A 4375-nucleotide genomic window follows, 5' to 3' on the forward strand; every position below is an offset into this window, starting at 1 on the left:
ATAGCTAGGCCAGCGATGCAGTTCCTGAGTTGCAGCCCGGTACAACCGCTGCGAGGTGCGTTTCCGTTCCCTGCATCGCCCCACACAGGACTTCCGGCCCACCCGCCAGGCCGGGCGGTGATGCGATCATCGACGATCCGTTCCCGCCGTGTGCCGTCCATGCCCATGCTCGCCAAGACCCCGCTGGCCATTTCCCTGCTGATCGCGTTCGCCGTGGCCACACCCGCACTGGCCGCACCGCCGGCGTCGACAGCGTCCAGTGCAACACCGGCCACGGCCAATGCCAGTGCCGCCGATGCGCGCTTCCAGGCCATCTACGAGAAGGAGTGGGCCTGGCGCCAGGCGCAGCTCGGCCAGGCCGACGAGGACAGCGACAGCAGTGGCGACAACCGCCATCTGCCCGACGTCGGCGCGGCGGCGCAGGCGGCGCGCCTGAAGGTGTGGGAGGACGTGCTGCGGCAGCTGGACACGCTCGATGCGACCCAGCTTTCGCCCGAGAACCAGGTCAACCTGGCGGTGTACCGGCCGCAGGTGGAGAACCTGGCCGCGTCGGTGCGCCTGCGCGCCTACGAGATGCCGTTCAATTCCGACAGCGCGTTCTGGTCGGACCTGGCGTTCATGGCCCGGCGCACGCTGCGCACGCCCGACGAGTACCGCGCCTACATCGCGCGGCTGGAGGACGTGCCGCGCTACTTCGCGCAGCAGACCGACAACATGCGCGCCGGGCTCAAGCGCGGCTTCAGCGTGCCGCGCGCGGTGCTCGACGGCCGCGATGGCGCCATCGCCACCGTGGCCGAACTGAAGGATCCGACCGCCGCGGTGCTGTACACGCCGTTCAAGCAGATGCCGGCGCAGATTCCCGCCGCCGAGCAGGCGCAACTGCGCGCGCAGGCGCAGGCGACGCTGCGCGACAAGGTGATCCCGGCCTACGCGCAGCTGCTGACCTTCTATCGCCAGGAGTACATGCCGCAGGCGCGCACCACGCTGGCGGCCGAAGCCCTGCCCGACGGCAAGGCCTACTACCGGCAGCAGATCCGCGAGTACACCACGCTGGACATGGACCCCGAGCAGATCCACCAGCTCGGCCTGCGCGAAGTGGCGCGGATCCAGAAAGAGATGGACGCGATCATCCAGCAGGTCGGCTTTCACGCGCCGGCCGGGCAGAAGACCTTCCCGGCGTTCCTGCAGTTCCTGCGCACCGATCCGCAGTTCTACGTGAAGACCCCGCAGGAACTGCTCGATCGCGCCGCATGGATCGCCAAGCGCGTGGACGGCGAGGTCGGCAAGTTCATCGGCACGCTGCCGCGCGGGCGCTTCACCATCGTGCCGGTGCCGGCGGACATCGCCCCGTTCTGGACCGCCGGCCGTGGCGGCGTCGGCACCTACTGGCTCAACACCTACGACCTGCCGTCGCGGCCGCTCTACAACCTGCCGGCGCTGACCCTGCACGAGTCTTCGCCGGGCCATTCGCTGCAAGGCGCGCTGGCCGAGGAGCAGGGCGCACAGCCGGCGTTCCGCCGCGAGAACTACATCTCCGCCTACGGCGAGGGCTGGGCGCTGTACACCGAGAAGCTGGGCAAGGAGATGCGCATCTACGCCACGCCGTACGAGGACTTCGGCCGGCTCAGCTACGAGATGTGGCGCGCCTGCCGCCTGGTGATCGACACCGGCGTGCACCACAAGGGCTGGACCCGCGCGCAGGCGCAGGCCTACCTGCGCGAGCGCACCGCGCTCAGCGAGCACGAGGTCACCACCGAGGTCGACCGCTACATTTCCTGGCCGGGCCAGGCGTTGAGCTACAAGCTCGGCGAGCTGACCATCCTCGATCTACGCGCCGAGGCCGAGCGCGAACTCGGCGCTGACTTCGACATCAAGTCCTTCCACGACGCGGTGCTGCAGCAGGGCTCGGTGCCGCTGCCCGTGCTGCAGCAGCAGATCCGCGCCTACATCGCCGCGCGCAAGAAGAAGGCCTAACCGCCGCCGCGCAGGCCGGCGCCGCTTCCTGCGAGAAGCGCGCCGGCCCGTGCCGGATCAGCCCGCCACGCGCGCCCCGGCGATGCGCGCGGCGAACGTCGGCAACACCAGCAAGGTCAGCGCGGTGGCGGTGATCAGTCCGCCGATCACCACCGTCGCCAGCGGCTTCTGCACCTCCGCACCGGAGCCGCTGGCGATCGCCATCGGAATGAAGCCGACGATCGCCACCAGCGCGGTGGTCAACACTGCGCGGATGCGGCTGCCCGCGCCGTCGATCGCCGCCTGCAGCGGCAGGTCGCCGGCCTCCAGGCGCTCGCGGATCGCCTGCATCAGCACCAGGCCGTTCAAGGTGGCCACGCCGGAGACGGCGATGAAGCCCACCGCGGCCGACACCGAGAACGGCATGCCGCGCAGCAGCAGGGCGAGCAGGCCGCCGACCAGCGCCAGCGGTACGCAACTGAACACCAGCACCGCTTCCTTGACGCTGCGCAGGGCCATGAACAGCAGGCCGCCGATCAGCAGGAACACCACCGGCACCACGGTCGCCAGCCGTCGCTCGGCACGCTGCAGGTTCTCGAACTGGCCGCCCCAGGTCAGGTAGGCGCCCGGCGGCAACGCCACGTCGGCCACCGCGGCCTGCGCCGCGCCGACGAAGCCGCCCAGGTCGCGGCCGCGCACGTTGGCCTGCACCACCACGCGGCGGCTGCCGTTGTCGCGGCTGATCTGGTTCGGCCCTTCGCTGACGGCGATGCGCGCCACCGACGACAGCGGGATCACCTGTCCGGTCGGCGTGGCGATCGGCAGCGCGGCCAACTGATCCGGATCGTTGCGCGCGGCATCGTCCATCCGCACCACCACGTCGAAGCGGCGGTCGCCCTCGAAGATCTTGCCGGCGGCGCGGCCGCCGATGCCGGTGGCCAGCGCGTCGCTCACATCCGCCGCGCTCAGCCCGACCTGCGCCGCCGCCGTGTGGTCGATGCTTACATCCAGCGTGGGCAGCCCGGAGATCTGCTCCACCCGCACGTCGGCCGCGCCCTCCACCGCGCGCAGCGTCGATGCGATCTGCTCGGCCACCTTCTGCAACTGGCCGAAGTCGTCGCCGAAGATCATCACCGCCAGGTCGGTGCGCACGCCGGAGATCAGTTCGTTGAAGCGCAATTCGATCGGTTGGCTGAACTCGAAGCTGTTGCCGAGCTGCTGTCCCGCCAGCGCCTCCAGGCGGGCCACCAGTCGCTCCTTGTCCAGCGCCGGATCGGGCCAGTCCTTGCGCGGCTTGAGCACGATGACGCTGTCGGAGATGTTGGTCGGCATCGGGTCGATCGCCGCCTCGGCGGTGCCGGTCCGCGAGAACACGGTCGCCACTTCCGGCTGCGTGGCGATGGCCTTTTCCAGCGCCAGCTGCATCGCCAGCGATTGTTCCAGCGAGGTGGATGGCACGCGCAGGGCCTGCATCGCCACGTTGCCTTCGTCCAGCGTCGGCATGAATTCGCGGCCCAGCATCGCGAACGCGCCGACGCCTGCCAGCAGCATCGCCACCGCGCCGGCGGCGACCGTGCGCGGATGCGCGACGGCCGCGCGGATCGCCGGTGCGATGCGCGTGCGCAGTGCGCTGAGCAGCCGCGTTTCGTGCGCGTCGTCGGTCGCATGCGCCGCGTCGTCCTGCAGCGTCGGCTCGCGTACCAGCAGCGCGGCCATCGCCGGCACGAAGGTGAAGGAAAACAGGAACGCACCGACCAGGGCCAGCATGAAGGTCGCCGCCATCGGCTGGAACGTCTTGCCCTCCACGCCTTCCAGTGTGAGGATCGGCGCGAACACCAGCAGGATGATCAACTGGCCGAAGGCGGCCGGCCGCGCCATCTTGCGCGCCGCCTCGGCGGCCACGCCCAGGCGCTCGGTCGCGCTCAACGCACGGCCCAGGGCGGCGCGGCGCTGGCCGAGCATGAGCAGGGTCGACTCGACCACGATCACTGCGCCGTCCACCAGGATGCCGAAGTCCAGCGCGCCCAGGCTCATCAGGTTGCCGCTGATGCCGAAGCGCTGCATGCCGATCACCGCGAACAGGAACGACAAGGGAATCACCAGCGCGGCGATCGCGGCCGCACGCAGGTTGCCCAGCAGCAGGAACAGGATCACCACCACCAGCAGCGCGCCCTCGGTGAGGTTCCTGGCCACGGTCCTGATGGTCGCGTTGACCAGCACGCTGCGGTCCAGCACCGGTGCCGCGACGATGTCCGCCGGCAGCGACGTGTTCACCTGCGCCAGCCGCGCGGCCGCGGCCTGCGCCACAGTGCGGCTGTTGCCGCCTGCGAGCATCAGCGCGGTCCCGAGCACCGCCTCGTGGCCGTTGCGGCTGGCCGCGCCCAGGCGCGGGGCGCGACCGGAGGCGACCTCGGCCACGTCG

Annotated in this window: 2 protein-coding genes; one reads left to right on the forward strand and one right to left on the reverse strand. The window is 70.5% G+C overall.

Annotated elements, in window-relative coordinates:
- Window positions 1-165 precede the first annotated feature (165 nt).
- Complete coding sequence (locus tag D183_RS0109310) at window positions 166-1974, forward strand: DUF885 family protein (protein ID WP_017908749.1); 1809 nt, start codon at window positions 166-168, stop codon at window positions 1972-1974.
- Window positions 1975-2031: 57 nt separating this feature from the next.
- On the opposite strand, the gene D183_RS0109315 is transcribed toward D183_RS0109310, so the two are convergent.
- Window positions 2032-4375, reverse strand: a 2344-nt coding sequence (locus D183_RS0109315; RefSeq protein WP_017908750.1) for an efflux RND transporter permease subunit, incomplete at its 5' end; no start/stop codon positions are given.

The organism is Xanthomonas sp. SHU 199 (assembly GCF_000364665.1).
GTDB classification, from domain to species: domain Bacteria; phylum Pseudomonadota; class Gammaproteobacteria; order Xanthomonadales; family Xanthomonadaceae; genus Xanthomonas_A; species Xanthomonas_A sontii.